Genomic DNA, 19080 nt, shown 5'->3' with positions numbered 1-19080 from the left:
GATTATACCGCTTATGCAGACAGGTTTTTGGAGACGATCTCGAACACATCGTTCGACAAGCCATCCTTGGCCAGAATGCTCTGCAGCGCTTCAGTCATCAGTGCCTTGCGTGCCGGCTCCAGTTTCTGGCGACGGTTGAACACCGACACCAGGCGGCTGGCTACCTGCGGGTTGATGCCATCCAGCACCTTGATCTGTTCGGCCAGGAACTGATAACCGGAACCATCCGCCGCATGGAAGTGCAGCAGATTGCGACCAAAGCTGCCCAGCAGGGAGCGTGCCTTGTTCGGGTTTTTCAAGGTGAAGGCCGGATGCGACATCGCGGCACGCACATGTTCAAGCGTACCCGGCAGCTGGCTGCTGGCAATCAGCGCAAAGAACTTGTCCATCACCAGCGCGTTATCCTGCCAGCGGCTGGCAAAGGCCAGCAGGCAGTTTTCACGCTCTTCGCCTTCGCGGTCACGCAGGGCCAGCAGCGCGCCCATCTGGTCGGTCATATTGTCCGCCGACTGGAACTGCTGCTCGGCAGCTTCGGCCGGCCAGGCATCCGGCAGACGATTAAGCATCGCCAGCGCCAGATTCTTCAGGCCACGACGACCACCGTCTTCCGGACGATATTCGCTGCACTGGTTCAGATCCAGCGCCTCGTGCCATTCGCCACGCAGCTGCTGCGCCAGGGTGTCGAGAATGAACTCGCGCACCGCATGGATAGCAGCCGGATCGGCAACGTCAACCATTTCCAGAATTTCGTTTTCGGCCGGCAGATTCAGCATCAGCGCCTTGAACGACGGATCGCTGGCCTTGTCGCCCAGCACGGCACGGAAGGCCTCAACAAAACCGCCCGCCAGCTGCAGCGGCTTGCCGGCAGCCTGATCAGCCAGCAACTGGCGCACCAGACGCTCGGCATAAGCCTGACCGGCCTCCCAGCGCGCGAAGGTATCGCTGTCATTGGCCATCAGGAAGGCCAGTTCGTGATCGGCCCAGTCAAACTCCAGACGCACCGGCGCAGAGAAACCACGCAGCAGCGATGGCACCGGCTGTTCGGTCACATTCACGAAGGTAACGCTGTGCGCCGCTTCACGCAGTTCGAGCACGCGTGTGCTGTCGCCGGCGGCCGCTTCGCCCGCCTGTTGCAGCGGCAGGCTTTGACCATCCTTGCCCAGAAGGCCTACGGCAAACGGGATGTGGAATGGCAGCTTTTCGCTCTGGCCAGGCGTAGCCGGGCAGCTTTGCTCGACATGCAGGGTATAACTTTGCGCCACCGCATCGTATTCGCCACGTACTTTCAGCAGCGGCGTGCCGGCCTGGCTGTACCAGCGCTCGAACTGGGTCAGATCGACATCATTGGCATCCGCCATCGCGGCACGGAAATCGTCGCAAGTGACCGCCTGACCGTCATGGCGCTCGAAATACAGCTTCATGCCCTTCTGGAAGCCTTCTTCACCCAGCAAGGTGTGATACATGCGCACCACTTCCGAGCCTTTTTCGTAGATGGTCATGGTGTAGAAGTTGTTCATCTCGATATAGCTGTCAGGGCGAATCGAGTGCGACGTCGGGCCGGCGTCTTCCGGGAACTGCAGCTGACGCAGGTTTTTCACGTCCTGAATGCGCTTGACCGCACGGCTGTGCAGATCGGAGCTGAATTCCTGATCGCGGAACACGGTCAGGCCTTCTTTCAGGCTCAGCTGGAACCAGTCGCGGCAGGTCACGCGGTTACCGGTCCAGTTGTGGAAGTACTCGTGGCCGATGATGGCTTCAACACGATCAAAGTCGGCATCGGTGGCGGTATCCTGGCGCGCCAGGATGGCCGAGGTATTGAAGATGTTGAGGCCCTTGTTTTCCATGGCGCCCATATTGAAGTCGCCAACCGCCACGATCATATAGATGTCGAGATCGTACTCGAGACCGAAACGCTCTTCGTCCCACAGCATCGAGCGCTTGACCGCGCCCATGGCGAAATCAACCTTGTCCTGATCGGCAGCCACCGTCCAGATTTCCAGCGCCACCTTGCGGCCGCTACCGGTGGTATAGCTGTCCTGCTTGACCACCAGCTTGCCGGCTACCAGCGCAAACAGATACGCCGGCTTGCGATACGGGTCTACCCACTTCACCCAGTGGCGCTTCTTGTCAGCCATGCCCTCGCCCACCTTGTTGCCGTTGGACAGCAGCACCGGATAACGCTGCTTATCGGCAATGATGGTGGTGGTGAACTTGGCCATCACATCCGGACGGTCAGCGTAGAAGGTAATGCGGCGGAAACCTTCCGGCTCGCACTGGGTGTACAGATTGCCGCTGGATGCATACAGGCCGCTGAGGCTGGTATTCGCTACCGGGTCAATTTCGGTTTCGACATCAAGAATGAAGCTGTCCGGCACCTCACGGATAAACAGCTTGTCGCCCTCTAGGCTGTAACGCTCGGCCGGCAGCACATCACCATCAAGTACCAGTGAAACCAGCTTGGCTTCGCCATCCAGCTCCAGCACTTTGGCCGCAGCCGATTCCGGGTTGCGGTGAATCACCATGCGCGACTGCACACGGGTCAGATTGTCTTCAATAATGTCAAAAGTCAGGTCAACCTTGTCCACCAGATAAGCCGGCGGCAGATAATCCTTGCGGTACTTCACTTGTGCTTGCGTGCCCATGAGCGTTTCCTATGCAAATGGGCGGGTCGGCCACAGGCCGCCCGCCCTTGTCATGTCTTGTTAGATGCTGCCCTGACTCAGGATTTGATCCACTTGCCGCCATCGACAGCGAGGGCCAGACGGCAGGTATCGGCCTGGGTTGCGGCCAACTTCACTTTGTAGGTGCTCAGTTCGTCCCTACGGAAAGCGTGGATCTTGACGGTATCGCCAACCTTGTGGCGAGCCAGCGCTTTATCAAGGTCTGCCACCTTCATCCCGTCAATCGCAATCACCACATCACCACCAGACAAACCGGCTGCTTGCGCCGAACCACCATCCAGCACTTGTGCCAGCTTGACGCCCAGACTGTCGGCAACCGCCTTCACACCCAGAGTTGGCCGCAACTTGCCGGCCTTGATCTCGTCAACCACGCTACCGCTATCACCGGCACTGTCGGATGGCACCAGCTGCATGCTCACGCCCTGGGTGGCAAAGAGTTTTTCCAGCGGCAGGTCTTTTGTCGAGCGGATCGCCAGATCAAAGAACTTGCCCAGCTTGAGACCGGTCGCCTCCTCGGCTACCGACTCCCACTCGCCCTCTTCCAGACCCTTGCCGTCAGCCAGCCATTTCTGCCACAGCGCCAGCATCACGGTGTCCAGGCTCTTCTCCCCTGCCGTTTCGTGACGGATGTGCAGATCCAGCGCCAATGCCACCATCGAGCCTTTGGTGTAATAGCCGACGATACTGTTCGGGCTGTTTTCGTCCTGACGGTAGTATTTGGTCCAGGCGTCGAAGCTGGAATCAGCCAGCGACTGCTTGGTACGACCATTACCGCGCATCACACCGGTAATCACCTTGGCCAGCAGACCCAGATAACGCTTTTCGTCGATCAGGCCGCAACGCACCAGCGCCAGATCGTCGTAATAGGATGTGATGCCTTCGAAAGCCCACAGCAAGGTGGTATGGCCTTCACGGTTCAGATCATACGGCGTGAATACCGCCGGCTTCATGCGCTTGACGTTCCAGCTATGGAAGTACTCGTGGCTGATCAGGCCAAGCAGGCGCAAATAGCCTTCGCCGATTTCGCCTTCGGCCAGATCTGGTGCCGGCAGATCGTCACGATTGGCCACCAACGCGGTAGAGGCACGATGCTCGAGGCCGCCATAAATGTCGGCGCCGACAAACAGCATGAAGACATAACGGTCAAACGGCGCCGGCTCACCAAAGAAGCGGATCTGCCATTCGCAGATGCGCTTGGTGTCTGCGGCCAACCTTTTCAGATCTGCCTTGTATTTGCCCGACACCACAAATTCGTGCGGCACGCCGCAAGCCTCGAACTTCACCCGTTCGAAATCACCCAGCTCGACCGGGTGATCAATCAGCTCGTCGTAATCGGCAGCACGATAGGTGCCGAAACCGGATTTTTTGGTTTCAAGCGCTGGCAGGCTGGTCGCCACTTTCCAGTCGGCAAAATCCTTGCCTTCCGGAGCCACGATTTCAACCTCGCACGGCTCGTTCTCGTAGCCATCCGCACTCAGGAACACGCTGGTACCGTTATAGAAGCCACGCTGCTGATCCAGATACGCACCGCGTACCGACAGGTCATAGGCGTATACGGTGTACTCGACAGTCAGCTCGCCCTTGACGGCAGCCGCCTGCCAGCTGTGCTTGTCCAGTTTTTGCAGGGCAATTGTCTTTTTGCCGCTGCGTGCCGCGATCTGCACGATATGACGCGAAAACTCGCGAATCATGTAACTGCCCGGAATCCACGCCGGCAAGCGCAAAACCTGGCCGGCAGACGCCGGTTTGGCAATAGTCATGGTGACTTGAAACAGATGTGCATTCACATCCAGCGGCTGGATACGGTAACGAATGGCTGCGCCCATCAGCGACTCCAATTGGTTTTCTTATAGAAACAGGAACGGGATTCTAACATTTCGGCACAATAACGGCCGGTCTGGTCATCTTGATTTTCATCAAGAAGAGAAATCAGGATGACAATATAATCGCACGTAGGTAAAAAGGGCTAAAACCCAGTTGGTATATACTTTTTTGCACTGCAAAAAACCTGCACGCGTCCACTGGCGCGGCTGGCCGCCAACAACCGATTTGATTTAGAATGGCTGATTGATATCAGGGATAACGGCATTCATTGCGACTTGTTCGTAATGGACGTTTCCGGTCAGGGAAAAGTTCACCATGACCTGAGGCTACGCCCAAGTCCCGTCACGACTTGCCGGACTTCATTTTCATATGGGGCTACGCACCGGGGGTTCAAGTCGTCAGGTTTTACGTTCTAGTTCGCAACCTTGGAGAAACCCTAATGGAAACGCAATCCACTTATAACTATAAGGTGGTGCGCCAGTTCTCGATAATGACCGTAGTCTGGGGCATTGTCGGCATGCTGGTTGGCGTCATTATTGCGGCCCAGCTGGTGTGGCCAGAGCTCAACTTCGGGCCCTGGTTCCACTACGGTCGTCTGCGCCCACTGCACACCAATGCCGTAATCTTCGCCTTTGGCGGCTGCGCATTGTTTGCTACCTCGTACTACGTTGTTCAACGTACCTGTAATGTCCGCCTGTTCTCGGACAAGCTGGCTGCCTTCACCTTCTGGGGCTGGCAACTGGTTATCCTGCTGGCCGCCATCACCCTGCCGCTGGGCTATACCGCCGGCAAGGAATACGCCGAACTCGAATGGCCAATCGACATCCTGATCACCGTGATCTGGGTTGTTTACGCCATTGTGTTCTTCGGCACCCTGGCTATCCGCAAGGTCAAGCACATTTACGTAGCCAACTGGTTCTACGCTGCCTTTATCCTGGCCGTAGCCCTGCTGCACGTAGTCAACAGCCTGGCGATTCCGGTATCCCTGACCAAGTCTTACTCCATCTACGCCGGCGCAGTTGATGCGATGGTGCAGTGGTGGTACGGCCACAACGCCGTAGGTTTCTTCCTGACCGCCGCCTTCCTGGGCATGATGTACTACTTCGTTCCGAAGCAGGCTGGCCGTCCGGTTTACTCCTACCGTCTGTCCGTTGTGCACTTCTGGGCACTGATCTTCACCTATATGTGGGCTGGTCCTCACCACCTGCATTACACCGCCCTGCCTGATTGGACCCAGTCGCTGGGTATGGTGTTCTCCCTGATCCTGTTTGCACCTAGCTGGGGCGGCATGATCAACGGCATCATGACCCTGTCCGGCGCGTGGCACAAACTGCGTACCGACCCGGTACTGAAGTTCCTGGTGGTTTCCCTGTCCTTCTATGGTATGTCCACCTTCGAAGGCCCGATGATGTCGATCAAGACCGTTAACGCCCTGTCGCACTACACCGACTGGACCGTTGGTCACGTTCACTCCGGCGCTCTGGGCTGGGTTGCCTTCATCTCCATTGGTTCCCTGTACTACATGATCCCGCGCCTGTTCGGTCGTGACGGCATGCACAGCACCAAGCTGATCGAAGCCCACTTCTGGCTGGCCACTGTCGGCGTCGTTCTGTACATCGCCGCACTGTGGATCTCCGGTGTAATGCAAGGCCTGATGTGGCGTGCCCTGAACGCCGACGGCACCCTGACTTACGCCTTCGTAGAAGCCGTTAAAGCAACGTACCCGTACCACTTCGTACGTCTGCTGGGTGGCATTCTGTTCCTGTCTGGCATGCTGATCATGGCTTACAACACCTTCCGTACTGTTGCCGCAGGTCGCGCCGTTGATGCCAAGATCCCGGCCGTTGCCGCTCACGCGCACTAAGGGGTAGGAAAACATCATGGAAAAAATCCAGAAACTGATTGAAGAAAACGTTGCCTACCTGATCGTGCTGACCCTGCTGGTTATCAGCATTGCCGCACTGGTAGAAATCGTACCGCTGATGTTCCAGAAATCGACCACTCAGCCTATTGCCGGCGTCAAGCCTTACAACGCGCTGCAGCTGACCGGTCGTGACATCTACATCCGTGAAGGCTGCTATGGCTGCCACTCGCAGATGATTCGTCCGTTCCGTGCAGAAACTGAACGTTATGGCCACTACTCTGTTGCGGGCGAGTCGGTATACGACCATCCGTTCCAGTGGGGTTCCAAGCGTACCGGTCCTGATCTGGCTCGCGTTGGCGGTCGTTACTCCGACGAATGGCATCGTGTTCACCTGATCAATCCGCGTGACGTGGTTCCTGAGTCCAACATGCCTGCCTTCCCGTGGCTGTCCAAGAACCTTGCCGACGCTGATGGCGTTGCGGCTAAGATGACTGCCCTGCGCAAGGTTGGTGTGCCATACACCGATCAGGAAATCGCCGAAGCGAAAGCCATGGTTGAAGGCAAGTCCGAAATGGATGCGATCATTGCCTACATGCAAGGTCTTGGCCTTGCACTGAAGAACACCCGCTAACCATGGACTGGACCAATCTGGCACGCATTCTTTTCACGGTCTTTTGTTTCGTGACATTTGTCGTGATTCTGGTGGGTGCCCTCGGTAAAAAATCGCAGAAGCGTTATGACGATGCGGCCAACCTGGTCTTCAATGGAGACCAGGAAGAGCGCGACGGACTTGACGCTTCCAACGGAGCGAAAAAATGAGTGATTTCGTGAGTGACTTCTGGAGTATCTACATCGCGGTTATCGTGATCGTAGGTATTGTCGGCCTGACTTATCTGCTGTTTACGCAATCGAAAACAACAGTGCAGAAAGGCGAGAAAGTCGAGATTACCGGCCACGTCTGGGATGACGACCTGGCCGAGTACAACAACCCGCTGCCGCGCTGGTGGATGCTGATGTTCTACATCACGCTGATTTTCGGTGCGGTTTACCTGGTGCTGTATCCAGGCCTGGGTACCTGGAAAGGTATTCGCGGCTGGACTTCGGTTGGCCAGTACAAGGAAGAGCGTGCTACCGCTGAAGCCAAGTACCAGCCACTGTATGACAAGTTCCTGAAGCAGGATGTCAAGGCAGTTGCTGCCGATCCGGAAGCACAAGCCATGGGCAAGCGCCTGTTCCAGACCTACTGCATGCAGTGCCACGGCTCTGATGCTCGCGGAGCCAAGGGCTTCCCTAACCTGACCGACAGCGATTGGCTGTACGGCGGCGATACTGCCACCATCCACAAGACCATCGCTGAAGGCCGTCATGGCCAGATGCCGGCCTTTGGTGCAGCTTTCGGCGAAGAGAAGGTCAAGGATGTTGCCAACTACGCAATGTCGCTGTCCGGCAAGAAGCATGATGCCGAGCGCGCAGCACGCGGCAAGGAAACCTTTACCGCAGTTTGCGTGGCCTGCCACGGTGCTGACGGCAAGGGCAACCAGGCGCTGGGTGCGCCCAACCTGACTGACAATGTCTGGCTGTACGGTGGTACCGAGAAAACCATCGTCGAGACCATCACCAATGGTCGCAACAACCAGATGCCAGCCTGGAAAGACTTCCTGGGTGACGGCAAGGTTCACCTGCTGACAGCTTATGTTTATGGCCTCGCCAATAAACCAGCAGCTCAGTAATTGATCCGCCTCAATACTGCCCGCGCAAGCGGGCAGTATTGTTTTCATCATACAGTTTATTTAGTTGTATAATAAACGCACATTCAGATTGTTTGGCCAAGCACATGGCTTCGTGTGTTTTGCCAAGTTCTCTTGCCAAGGATCTTCCTATGAACGAGCCGCTGAAAGACATCAAGATCAAGGTCGAAACACCCGTCCTTGAAACGGTTTCGCTGTACGAATCGCAAAAGAAAATCCACCCGCGCAGTGTCAAGGGCATTTTCAACAACTGGCGCATCCTGTTTGTCCTGGCCACCCAACTGTTCTACTTCGGCCTGCCATGGCTGCAATGGAATGGCCGCCAGGCGGTGCTGTTCGACCTCGTCAACCGCAAGTTCTACCTGTTTGGCCTCACCATCTGGCCGCAAGACTTTGTCTATCTGGCTGCCCTGTTGATGTGCTGCGCCTTCGGCCTGTTTACCTGGACCACCATCGCCGGCCGTCTGTGGTGCGGCTATTCCTGCCCGCAAACGGTCTACACCGAAATCATGATCTGGATCGAGCAATGGGTAGTCGGTGACCGCAACAAGCGCATCAAGCTCGACAAGGAGCCGATGAGCCTGCGCAAGTTCCGTCTGCGCGCTACCACCCACGGCATCATGATCATCTTCTCGCTGATCACCGGTTTCACCCTGGTTGGCTACTTCACACCGATGCTGGATCTGGTCGCCGCCATGCCGACCTTCAGCTACGGCCCGTGGGAAGCGTTCTGGATGTTCTTCTATGCCGGCTTTACCTATCTGCTGGCCGGTCATATGCGCGAACAGGTATGTAAATACATGTGCCCGTATGCCCGCTTCCAGAGCGCGATGTTCGATGAAGACACCCTGATCATCTCTTACGACGAAAAGCGCGGCGAACCGCGTGGTGCGCGCAAGAAAGGCCAGGAAAACGAAAACCTGGGCGATTGCGTCAACTGCGGTATCTGCGTGCAGGTCTGCCCGACCGGCATCGACATCCGCAACGGCCTGCAATACGAATGTATCGGCTGCGCAGCCTGTATTGATGCCTGCGACGAAGTGATGGTCAAGGTCGGCAGCCCGAAAGGCCTGATCCGCTACACCACCGAAGCCGCACTGGAAGGCAAATACCCTGAAAGCCAGTTCTGGGGCCGTCTGAAACGCCCGCGCGTGGTGATGTACAGCGTCGTACTGCTGGTGATCATCGTTGCCGCCGTAACTTCATTGGCCATGCGCAAACCGTTCAAGGTTGATGTGATCAAGGACCGCGCTTCGCTGGTGCGCGAGACCGATGAAGGCTGGCTGGAAAACAGCTACAACCTGCGCATCATCAACACCTCTGAGCAGGAACAACGCTTCCGCATCACAGTCGAAGGTCTGCCTGACGCCAAACTGGTGTTCGACCGCAAGGAAATCGTGGTGAAAGGCACCGAAAACGAGCAATTCGACGTACGGGTGCAAGTTGATCCACAATATGCGACCAAAGGCAGTCACCCGATCTACTTCCACGTCGACTCTGTCGACACCGGCAGCAGCATCGAGGAAAAATCGAGCTTTATCGGAGAGTAAGCATGCAGAAGTCTGCAGGGGCACCACGCCCCTGGTTTAAAGAGCGCTGGTTCTGGGTCCTGATGTCTGGCCCCATCCTGGTTGTCATCGCCGGCTTCGTCACCTTTGGCATCATTGCCAAAGGTGCCGACGACCTCGTCAATGACGACTATTACAAGCGAGGCAAAGACATCAACCTCGAGCTCAAGCGTGATGTGGTCGCGCGCGACATGGGCATGACCGCCCAGCTGATGTTCAACGAAGACATGAGCTCGGTGCGCGTGCTGATCAACAGCCAGCAGCCGTTCAGCGGCACGCCGGAATTGCTGCTGCTGCACCCGACCCGCCAGCAGGGTGACCAGAGCATCGCGCTGAGCCGCATGGCCGACAATATGTATCAGGGCAAACTCAAGCCTGACCAGGCCAGCCACTGGTATGTGCGTGTGCAAGACAAGGAAGGCATCTGGCGCGTACAGGGCGAATGGCTGCCGGCCGAGGGCAATGCACTGACACTGGGCACGGCCAAAGCCGTCAGCCAGTAAGGACTACATCATGAGCAATCGTCGTCATCTGCTGCTGGGCCTTGGCACTTCGCTGCTGGCCGCCTGCGCCACCACCCGGCCAAACATGGCCTATGTGAACGGCAAGGCTTTCTATCTCGAACGCATCGTCTTCCCCAAGGACAAGACCCTGCTGCGCGTGCGCCTGCTGGATATCAGCAGCAGCCCGCATCAGGTGCTGGCCGAGCAGTCGCTGGAGAAAGTCGGCACCCCGGCAGCGTTCTCGCTGTGTTACGACCGTGCCCACGCCAAGGTTGGCCGCAAGTTTGCTGTCGATGCCCGCCTGTTTATCGATGGCGAGCTGCGCATGCAAGCTGCCGAAGAGCTGGCCTCGCTGGACGCCAGCCCCGAGCTGCGGCTGGTCATGGTTGGCAACTGATTGCCGCCTGACACCCCGACAAAACCCGCCACCAGGCGGGTTTTGTCATCTGTGGCCAAGCTCTGCTCGACTACTACGGTCTGATAATCACCAGCAAAGTATTGAACCCATCTGGATTACCGCAGCAACCAATAGCTGGCCGCCCGTCTTGGCTTGCCAGCACGCAAACTCAAAAGCCAGATGTACAGATCGGCAGTTATGGCCTGGGCAATCCCATGATGTATGCAAGCCAGGCCACACCATTCTGGCTTATGGCATAATTCTGCAACTTTCTTGCCGGACCTCCGCCATGCTGCGCGCCCTGCTATCCATTTTGCTGCTTGCCACCACGCTGAATGTCATGGCGGCCAACCCTGCCAGCCCATCACCCACACCGCTTGTCGCCCCTGCTACAACGCAAAATCAGGCGGTTCAGGAGGACATCAACAAACTGCAGCTCGAAGTCGGCATTCTCGCCAGCAAGATGGATGCATTTGACGGCAAACAAGCCAACCAGATCGCGCTGCTGTCGAACCAGTCATCCCAACTTGGCTCGCTGATTGCAGAAGTCAGCATCCTGATCACCATCCTTGCGGTCGGAGCAGGCTTTTTTGTGCACAAGCGTACCGAGGCGCTAGCCGCCAAGTTCGAAGCTGACAGCAAAGCCATGATGGAAAAGGCAGAAAAGGAGCTTGATGAAATCAAAAAGGCCAAGCGCGAGGCCACGAAACAATTCGAAGAACACAAAGAAAAAATGGCAGAGCTGCATACGCAAGCCGCAGAACAAGAAGCCGCCCTAACGCAAAAATTCGAATATTTAAACAATACACTCGAGCAAAAATGGGACACTCTTAATGCACGCACGCAAGAGAATTTTGATGCTCTTGAAGAACTTGCAAAACAATTCAGAATTGGCCAGCAAAAACAATTCGAATATTTTAATGCCGACCTACGTAAAAAATCTGACGAGATAAATCCAGACAAAACGGAAGTAACATTCGAAACGAAAGACAGTCTACCTATTACTGAAAAGCACGACCAGCCGCCTTTGGAAATAGCCCCCTCAGTCAAAACAGAGTTGACGGAATTACAAAATTTACTTGATAAAGCAATGGAATCATTTCGTGAGTGTGATTATTTCGCCGCAATCACCCACTGCAACCAAGCATTGAATTACATCAAAACAAATGACGACACTCCAACACTAATAGCCAAGGTTTTATTTATCAAAGCCACGAGCCAACACAATCTCAGAAATTATGCAGATGCGATTATTGCTTATCAACAAATCATTAATCGATTGAAAAATAGTGTTGATAAAGATACCCGCGAAATAGTTGCCAAATCAGTGGTCAACTGCGGCACCTGCCAATCTCAGTCAGGCGATGACAAGGCAGCCATCGCGACTTACAGCCAAGCAGACGAGCTGATCAAAGACTCAGACTCTCCTGAACTTCGTCTTTACAAGGCTGGCGCGCTGTTCAATACCGGTATTTCTTTCAAGAACTTGCAGCAGTTTGACAAAGCAATCCACGCCTACCAGCAAGTTATCGAACGATATGGCAACGATGAAAATCGTGACGTACAGCAACGAGCTGTTGAGGCTGCAATCAATATGGCAGAGGCATACAAAAAACTTCGTAATTATGGCCAAGCCATTCAGGTATATCTGGAAGCCATTAAAAGAGGTGATGACAAACACGATTTACATATTACTCTAGGCCTTGAAAACACCCTTTCCTCACTTGAATATCGCCTCCCTCCTGAGAGGCAAATAGGCACACTAGGGCAAATTACCGAATTTTATAAAAACGATAACCAGCCAGAAATCCAGAATGATCTTGCAAACATAATGTATAAGCTTGGCCTTGTCCATGAGAAGAATGAGCTGAGCAAGCAGCAGGCCATTGATACGCTAGAGAAACTAATCAGCAGGTTTGATAATGTCGCCAGCTGCAAAACCATCGTCAGCCACGCCAGAAATACACTTGGGTTCATTTTTTTGATGCAAGCCAAACAGGAAAACTCAAGCACTGGTAAAAGCAATTTACTGGCTAAAGCAATTTCCATCTTGACTACCGCACTATCAAGCTGTCGCGATGAAGAGCGTGCATTAATCGCTGGCAATCTGGGCTACGCCCACTTTTTGCAGGACGAAACTGCCAAGGCCGAGCGATACACCCGTGATTGTCTGCAGCTAGGTGGTAAGGCATCGTATGCAGAACAACAAAATGATGCCAAGCAACACCGTCTTGAAGCACAAGACAGCGAATACGAAGCCATGCTGCACAGACTGTGGCAGGACATCCAGCACGCACCTGACGCAGAGCAAGCCGAACAGCCCCCGGCAGGCTGATGGCTACGGCAATACTTGCGGCCAACCTTGGCCGCAAGCTCAGCCACGCAACACCACAAACTCGCCGGCAAACTCCCCCACCCGTTCATCCTCACACACCAGCACTGCCTGTAAGGCAAGACGGGCGCGGCCTTTTCGTGCCAGCTGGCGGACAAAGCGTGGCCAGTCAGTGTCGTCGATGAATTGCGCTTCGGCCCAGACATCGGCGCTGGCCGGTCGCTGGTAGTGCATTTGCTGGCGCTGGATGACCACCTCTGCATCCACACCCGCCGCCTGCAGGCGGCAATGCAGCAGCGACCAGCAGGCCAGGATGCACAGCGTGACGCCGCTGCCGCCAAATAATGTCTGCTGGTGATTGCTATTCGCTGCCAGCGGTGCGGCCAGGCTGAGCGCCTCGGGCGTGATGTCTTCGACCGTCACCGCCATCGCCTGCGCCAGTGGAAATTGCCGCAGCAGGTAGTCTTGCAATGCCTGCGTATCCATCCGACGTCACCTCAGTACAAAGGGGCCGGCGGTGGCAGCGGCATGTCGTGCGTCGCACCATCCGCCAGAAAACGGGCGACAGCCTGCGCCACGTCTTCACTTTGCAAAATGCGCGCGTGCCCCATGCCCTGCTGCGGCTGCAGAAGGCTGCCGGGCAGCGCTGCGGCCAACATTTCGGCGTGGCTGAATGACACTTCGCGGTCGGCAACATCGTGCCAGATTTGCACCGCTGGCGGAGCTTGAAGGTTGGCCGCCAGTTCGCCCGCTTCCAGATTGGCCAGACTGCCGCCCGCCAGTTTTTCGATTGGCCGTGACAGCGCCTGCAAGGTGGCCGGCTGCAAGGCTAACCGCTTTGCCAGCTGTTGCCAGACATGATCAAAACTTGCCAGCGGCGCAATCGCGGCCAACCGTGGCAAGGCCAAGCCGCGTGACTGCGCCAGCAGGATGGCCAGCGCGCCAAACGAGTGCGCGACCACGCCATGCAGCGCGCCGTGCTGCTGCGCCACGGCCTCGATGGCGCGGCAGTAATGCCAGATCGAGGCCTGCCGGCCGCCGGCACGGCCATGCCCCGGCATGTCCAGCGTCAGTACACTCAGCCCGGCTGCCAGCAGCGGTGCGACCAGCGGCGTCATCTGTGCGGCGCTGCCGGACCAGCCATGCAGCAGCAACACGGCCGGCCCTTCGCCCCAGCGATAGACGATAAGCTCGCCATCGGCCGTAGCCAGACGGACACGCTGCGCCTGTTGCAGCACAGCCAGCTGCGACGGGCGTGGCTTTTGCCGCTGCGGACGCAGGATCAAACGCGCCAGCACGGTCGCCAGCGGATTTGGCCAGGCCCGCTGCGCCGCGAGCCATAGTCTGGCTGGCAGGCTGCGTTTCTTTGTCTTTTCAAAACGACCGATCGTGCTTTTTTGAGGGTGTGACAAGCTGCTCAGGGGTTCGGACATGATCTACCTCGGAATGGTCAGATGAAGGTCAGGCGTCGGGAAGGTAGCCGTAACGTTGCAGCAGGCCGGCAAAGGCGTGGCGCAGACGGGCTTCGGCTTGCGGGTCGCGCAGCATCTTGTGCGCGAGCTGATAAGACATGGTCAGGCCGATGAAATCGAAGGCGAATTGCTCGGCATCATTGCCCTCGCCGGCTGGCGCTGCGGCCAACAGCGGGGCGATCAGACGGGCGATGAAGCCGCGCCAGTCGTCCAGCGCCAGATGCAAGGCATCGCGCAACGCGCCGGGCTGGTCGTCAAACTCCTGACTGCTGGCGACAAAAAAGCAGGTGCCTTGTTGCACCTCGCCGCCCAGCCAGGCCAGGTAATGCGCGAACAGCGCCTGCACTTGCGGCCAACCGCGCGGTGCGGCCAAGGTCGGCAACACCACATCGGCGCGGAATTGCTCGACGGCGCGTTCGATCACCGCCAGTTGCAGCGCTTCCTTGGATTTGAAGTGCGCAAACAGCCCGCTCTTGGACATGCCGATGCCGTCGGCCAGGGTGCCGAGGGTGACGGCTTCGAGTCCGATGGAGTTGGCCATCTGCAGGGCCTGCTGCACGATGAGGGCGTATTTGCTGTCGCTACGTTTCATGCGGCTAAATTAGCACGATCGGTCGCTTTTACCAAGCGCGGTTTGCCGTTGGCCGCAACAGCTGCAGGCCGATGTCGTCCAGCGTGCGGCAGCCGCACAGCGCCATCGCGACTTCCAGCTCTTCCTGCAACAGCCGCAGCACATGCGCCACCCCCAGCGCGCCGGCCACCGCGAGGCCATGCAGATAAGGCCGGCCTATCATCACCGCCTGCGCCCCCAGCGCCAGCGCCTTCAGCACATCAGTACCGCGCCGCACGCCGCCATCCAGCAAGATCGGCAGCTGGCCGGCCACGGCATTGGCGATTTCGGGCAGTACCTCCAGACTGGCCGGCACGCTATCGAGCACGCGTCCGCCATGATTGGACACCACCAGCCCATCCACGCCGGCCTGCTGCGCGAGCCGGGCATCATGTACCGACAGCACGCCCTTGAGCAGAATCGGCAGGCGGGTCTGCTGGCGCAGCCAGGCGATGTCGTCCCAGCGCGGCGCGATGGCCATGAAGCCGTCAAACACCATGCTCTGGCCGTCGCGCAGCGTGGGCTGCCAGGCCGGCATGCCCTGCAGGTTGGCCGCAAACACCTCGGGCGGCAGCGCAAAGCCTTCGCGCTGCTCGCGGTTGCGCACCCCTGCCAGCGGTGCATCCACCGTCAGCATGATGGCGCGGTAACCGGCAGTCTCGGCGCGACGGACCAGCTGCAGGACGAAATCACGATCATGCTGCCAGTAAAGCTGGAACCACAGCGGGCCTTGCGCGGCGGCGGCGATGTCTTCCAGCGGGGTGCTCGCCAGCGTGCTGACTACCATGCTGCTGCCAACGGCGGTGGCGGCATAGGCGGCGGCGCGTTCGCCATCGGCATGGGCAAGCTTTTGATAGGCGACCGGCGCCAGCAGAATCGGGTGGGAAAGCGCAAGACCAAACAGGCTGCGACGGCAATGGCCGCCGCTCACCTCTGCCAGTACGCGGGTTTCCAGCCGGTAAGCCGAAAAAGCAGCAAGGTTGGCCGCATGGCTGGTTTCATCCGCAGCGGCGCTGTCGATATAGCTGCGGGCATTGGCGCTGAGGTGCTGCGCGGCGTAGCGTTGATAATCGCCAAGGCTGACGAGATCGGCGGGAATATGCTGGAGAGGGGCGGCAGACATGGCAGCTCAAAAGCTGCCATTCTGCAATAGATGATAATAACTATCAATAAGATCAGAACAGTTCGATATCGCCAGCCAACTCGCTAGCCTCGGCCTGTTTCATTTCGGTAATGCGAGGCTTGCTGCGACGCGGCGCGCTCCAGGCCTGCATGTCCTGACTGGAGCGCTGCAGCACGGCCTTGAGTTTTTCGGCCAGATTCAGCAGGTCGTCCGGCGCAATCGGGTGCGCCTTGCTGCTGGCCAGCGCGTCCTGATTCAGCTGCTGCAGGATCTCGCCGGAACCGCGCGAGGTGCTGACCGCATCGGCCTGCGCCTGCACCGCCTCATCAATCTGGCTGGCGGCCTGATTGATGCTGGCAATCGCCTCGCGCACCGCCCCGAGCTTGCTGCGCGAGCTGTCGGCATGCCGCGCGGCGTGGCTGGCACGCTCGCCGGCCTGCTGCATGGTGGCCCCCACCTGCTGGCTGCTTTGCTGTACCGCACTGATGATGTCTTCGATTTCGCGGGTCGCCTCTTGCGCCTTGCCGGCCAGCTTGCGCACTTCGTCGGCCACCACGGCAAAGCCGCGACCGGCCTCGCCTGCACGGGCGGCTTCGATGGCGGCATTCAGCGCCAGCAGATTGGTCTGGTCGGCAATGTCCTTGATAGTCTGCAACGTGGTGCTGACGCGAGCGGCGGCATGGGCAAGCGATTGCACATCCTGCTCGGCCGCGCCCAGATCACGCGCCACCACTGACACGCCATCAATCACGATGGCTGCGTCTTCAAAGGCCTCTGCCATCTGCTGACCGGCACCTTGCGCCGAGGCATGAATCGCCGTGGCATCCTGCTGCAGATGCGCGGCCTGCGCGCTCATATTGGTGATACCGCCCACCATCACATCGACGTGGCTGGCCTGCATCATGTTTTTCTGCATCATGTCGCTGTAAGTGTCTTTCAGCTCTTGCGCCATCGGCACCAGCCGCGCAGCCGTCTGGTTGCCTTCCTGCAGGGTGTCGCGCATGTGCTGATGCCATTGCAGCATGCCGCCAAGCAAGGGCTGCCAGTATGGCAGGCCATTCAGATCAGGCAGCTGCGGCCGCTCGCCAGTGCCACCTTGCGACTTCCAGAACTCGGTCAGCTGCACCAGCGGGCGCAGACATTGCGTGCTGATCCGGTAAAGGACCAATACGGTGAAAACGGAGAGGGTGACCACATCCCAGACTATTTCCAGCCAGTCCGACGGATCCACCACTGCCTCAAGAAACATCAGTGGCAAGACACAGACAAAAGCAGGCCACAAGATACGGACCAGTTCTTTGAACATATTATTTTCCCGGTTTCAGTACGGCGCAGTCATTAGCAAGCATTACAAACGAGATTACTGATTTAATTTATAAGCCACAAACTTATCTTTCCGTATTACCAGATGGTCATGCGGATGGCTTGCGATTCTGCCACAGGCAGATGACACAAAAAAACCGGCGCAGTCATTACTGACCACGCCGGTTTTCCGGTTACGACGACCTTAAGCTTGCGGCTGCAGTCTGGCGGTGAAGTGACGCAACATCGGCGGCTCGTAAGTAAAGCCAAGGCCGCGAATACTGCGCGCCCGCGCTGCGATATCGATCAGGCAATCGGCGATGTAGTCCATATGATCATTGGTATACACACGACGCGGAATGGTCAGGCGCAGCAGCTCGAACGGCGACGGTTCCTGCTCGCCGGTCTGCGGATTGCGCCCCAACAACAGCGAGCCGATTTCGACCGCGCGAATGCCACCTTCCAGGTACAGCTCGCAGGCCAGTGCATGCGCCGGAAACTGCCCGGCCGGAATATGCGGCAACAGCATGCGCGCATCGACAAATACCGCGTGACCGCCGGTCGGTGTCTGAATTGGCACGCCACCTGCGGCCAACCTTTCACCCAGATACGCAACCTGGGCAATACGGTAGGCCAGATAGTCGGCATCCATGCCCTCTTTCAGGCCGATGGCCAGCGCCTCCATATCCCGGCCGGCCAGACCGCCATAAGTGACAAAGCCTTCCATCGCCACACAACGCACCTGCACTGCGCGGAACAGCTCTTCGTCATCCTTGAAGCAGCACAGGCCGCCGATATTGACCAGCGCGTCCTTCTTGGCCGACATGGTCAGCATGTCACCGTAACTGAACATCTCCAGCACGATGTCGCGCATGCTGGCAGCGGCATAGGCCGGATCGCGCTGCTGGATGAACCAGGCATTCTCGGCAAAACGGGCGGCATCAATCACCACCGGAATGCCGTGCTGGCGCGCCATTGCCGCCGCCTCGCGGATATTGCCCATACTGACCGGCTGGCCACCGGCGCTATTGCAGGTGACGGTAATGATCAGGCCGGCGACGTTGGCCGCACCGACTTCTTCGATAGTTTCGGCCAAGCTGGTCAGATCGAAATCACCCTTCCAGTCGTAGGCTGTGGTGGTGTCCAGCGCCTGTGGCGTCAGCACATTGATGGCACGTGCGCCGGCAATCTCGACATGTGCCTTGGTGGTGTCAAAGTGATAGTTGGAGATGAACACCGGCTGGCTGCTGCCACGGCGGCGCACCAGCTCGGGAAACAGGATCTGCTCGGCACCGCGGCCCTGATGAGTCGGCATGGTGTGGGCGTAGCCGAACAGCTCGCGCACGGTGTCGGCCAGATGATAGAAGTTGCGGCTGCCGGCATACGCCTCGTCGCCGGTCATGATGCCGGCCCACTGGCGGTCCGACATCGCGCCGGTACCGCTGTCGGTCAGCAAATCGATATAGACATCTTCACCACGCAACAGGAAAGGGTTCCAGCCGGCGGCCTCGAGCGCCTCGCGGCGATACTCGGGCGTGGTCATACGGATAGGTTCCACCATCTTGATGCGGAACGGTTCGGGAATGCGTCGTGCCATGATCTTGCTCCAATAGCCATAGCGCCTGCCGGCAGACGCAAAAGCATCTTGCCATCAGG

Annotated in this window: 16 protein-coding genes; 8 read left to right on the top strand and 8 right to left on the bottom strand. The window is 57.8% G+C overall.

All coding sequences use genetic code 11. The features are described 5' to 3' along the window. Nucleotides 1-11: 11 nt before the first annotated feature. On the bottom strand, nucleotides 12-2642 hold the full coding sequence (pepN, locus tag ACZ9W6_RS10600; protein ID WP_465191101.1) for an aminopeptidase N: 2631 nt from the start codon (nucleotides 2640-2642) through the stop codon (nucleotides 12-14). A gap of 77 nt (nucleotides 2643-2719) precedes the next feature. Then, on the bottom strand, nucleotides 2720-4507 hold the full coding sequence (locus tag ACZ9W6_RS10595; RefSeq protein WP_465191100.1) for a M61 family metallopeptidase: 1788 nt from the start codon (nucleotides 4505-4507) through the stop codon (nucleotides 2720-2722). A gap of 437 nt (nucleotides 4508-4944) precedes the next feature. Between ACZ9W6_RS10595 and ccoN the strand changes: the two genes are divergently transcribed. From ccoN to ACZ9W6_RS10555, 8 genes are all read left to right on the top strand, one after another. Continuing rightward, a complete protein-coding gene (gene ccoN / locus ACZ9W6_RS10590; protein WP_465191099.1) occupies nucleotides 4945-6369 on the top strand; it encodes a cytochrome-c oxidase, cbb3-type subunit I in 1425 nt (474 codons plus the stop codon). 16 nt (nucleotides 6370-6385) lie between these two features. Beyond that, nucleotides 6386-7000 (top strand): cytochrome-c oxidase, cbb3-type subunit II, encoded by a 615-nt coding sequence (gene ccoO, locus ACZ9W6_RS10585; RefSeq protein ID WP_465191098.1) that lies wholly within the window; start codon nucleotides 6386-6388, stop codon nucleotides 6998-7000. 2 nt (nucleotides 7001-7002) lie between these two features. After that, nucleotides 7003-7188, top strand: a complete 186-nt coding sequence (locus ACZ9W6_RS10580) for a cbb3-type cytochrome oxidase subunit 3 (protein ID WP_465191097.1) — start codon at nucleotides 7003-7005, stop codon at nucleotides 7186-7188. Beyond that, nucleotides 7185-8099, top strand: a complete 915-nt coding sequence (gene ccoP / locus ACZ9W6_RS10575) for a cytochrome-c oxidase, cbb3-type subunit III (RefSeq protein ID WP_465191096.1) — start codon at nucleotides 7185-7187, stop codon at nucleotides 8097-8099. Before ACZ9W6_RS10580 ends, ccoP begins: the two co-directional genes overlap by 4 nt. A 149-nt stretch (nucleotides 8100-8248) precedes the next feature. Then, on the top strand, nucleotides 8249-9667 hold the full coding sequence (ccoG, locus tag ACZ9W6_RS10570; protein ID WP_465191095.1) for a cytochrome c oxidase accessory protein CcoG: 1419 nt from the start codon (nucleotides 8249-8251) through the stop codon (nucleotides 9665-9667). Nucleotides 9668-9669: 2 nt separating this feature from the next. Continuing rightward, complete coding sequence (locus ACZ9W6_RS10565; RefSeq protein ID WP_465191094.1) at nucleotides 9670-10188, top strand: FixH family protein; 519 nt, start codon at nucleotides 9670-9672, stop codon at nucleotides 10186-10188. Between the two features lie 10 nt (nucleotides 10189-10198). Next, nucleotides 10199-10585 (top strand): YbaY family lipoprotein, encoded by a 387-nt coding sequence (locus ACZ9W6_RS10560; RefSeq protein WP_465191093.1) that lies wholly within the window; start codon nucleotides 10199-10201, stop codon nucleotides 10583-10585. Between the two features lie 289 nt (nucleotides 10586-10874). Then, entirely contained in the window at nucleotides 10875-12920 is a 2046-nt protein-coding gene (locus tag ACZ9W6_RS10555; RefSeq protein ID WP_465191092.1) for a tetratricopeptide repeat protein, read from the top strand. 39 nt (nucleotides 12921-12959) lie between these two features. Here the strand turns inward: ACZ9W6_RS10555 and ACZ9W6_RS10550 are convergent, their stop codons facing one another. The 6 genes from ACZ9W6_RS10550 to ACZ9W6_RS10525 all read right to left on the bottom strand — a co-directional run bounded on the left by ACZ9W6_RS10550 (nucleotide 12960) and on the right by ACZ9W6_RS10525 (nucleotide 19021). After that, nucleotides 12960-13403: a YiiD C-terminal domain-containing protein gene (locus ACZ9W6_RS10550; protein WP_465191091.1), complete on the bottom strand. Its 444-nt coding sequence runs from the start codon at nucleotides 13401-13403 to the stop codon at nucleotides 12960-12962. A gap of 11 nt (nucleotides 13404-13414) precedes the next feature. Continuing rightward, entirely contained in the window at nucleotides 13415-14350 is a 936-nt protein-coding gene (locus ACZ9W6_RS10545) for an alpha/beta hydrolase (protein ID WP_465191090.1), read from the bottom strand. A 28-nt stretch (nucleotides 14351-14378) separates the two neighbouring features. Beyond that, nucleotides 14379-14981, bottom strand: a complete 603-nt coding sequence (locus ACZ9W6_RS10540) for a TetR/AcrR family transcriptional regulator (protein ID WP_465191089.1) — start codon at nucleotides 14979-14981, stop codon at nucleotides 14379-14381. 28 nt (nucleotides 14982-15009) lie between these two features. Next, nucleotides 15010-16122 (bottom strand): alpha-hydroxy acid oxidase, encoded by a 1113-nt coding sequence (locus tag ACZ9W6_RS10535; RefSeq protein ID WP_465191088.1) that lies wholly within the window; start codon nucleotides 16120-16122, stop codon nucleotides 15010-15012. Nucleotides 16123-16174: 52 nt separating this feature from the next. After that, the gene (locus ACZ9W6_RS10530; RefSeq protein WP_465191218.1) at nucleotides 16175-16903 is read right to left on the bottom strand and encodes a methyl-accepting chemotaxis protein; all 729 of its coding nucleotides are present in this window, start codon (nucleotides 16901-16903) and stop codon (nucleotides 16175-16177) included. Nucleotides 16904-17629: 726 nt separating this feature from the next. Further along, nucleotides 17630-19021: a tryptophanase gene (locus ACZ9W6_RS10525; protein ID WP_465191086.1), complete on the bottom strand. Its 1392-nt coding sequence runs from the start codon at nucleotides 19019-19021 to the stop codon at nucleotides 17630-17632. Nucleotides 19022-19080 lie beyond the last annotated feature (59 nt).

This window comes from Vogesella lacus (genome assembly GCF_979366295.1).
The sequence above is the reverse complement of the archived record's forward strand: the minus strand, read 5'-3'. Positions and strand labels throughout refer to the sequence as shown.